Annotated in this window: 1 rRNA gene; it reads right to left on the bottom strand. The window is 46.4% G+C overall.

Features of this window, described 5'->3' with window-relative positions:
- Positions 1–316: 316 nt before the first annotated feature.
- A 16S ribosomal RNA gene (locus CFB45_RS38075) occupies positions 317–399 on the bottom strand; the annotation flags it as partial.

Here is a 399-nt window from a genome sequence, read left to right as displayed (position 1 = left end):
AGAGTTCGAATCATCTTGAGATACATCGATACAATCACAACCCGGATAACTTTCACGTCCATCTCAAGACGCTTCCGCTATCCAAATTACTTGCTTCTTCCAGATTGTTAAAGAACGACAGCCGATACTTTCGTACCGCTCTGACTGGCTCAATCGCCAATGAGAAAAACTCGAACCAAACTTCATTCGAATGTTTGTCATTGATGATTATCGAAAGCGGCCGGCATTATAACCGATTAAACCGCTAACAGACAGTCTTTCTGTCTTTATCAACAGCCGATAAGCGTGAGCGCTCAACTTGTGCGAGAAGCTCTGGAAAGGAGGTGATCCAGCCGCACCTTCCGATACGGCTACCTTGTTACGACTTCACCCCAGTCATGAATCCTACCGTGGTGACCG

The organism is Burkholderia sp. HI2500 (assembly GCF_002223055.1).
Taxonomy (GTDB): domain Bacteria; phylum Pseudomonadota; class Gammaproteobacteria; order Burkholderiales; family Burkholderiaceae; genus Burkholderia.
Note: the sequence above shows the minus strand (reverse complement) of the source record. Positions and strands in the feature narration are given on the sequence as shown.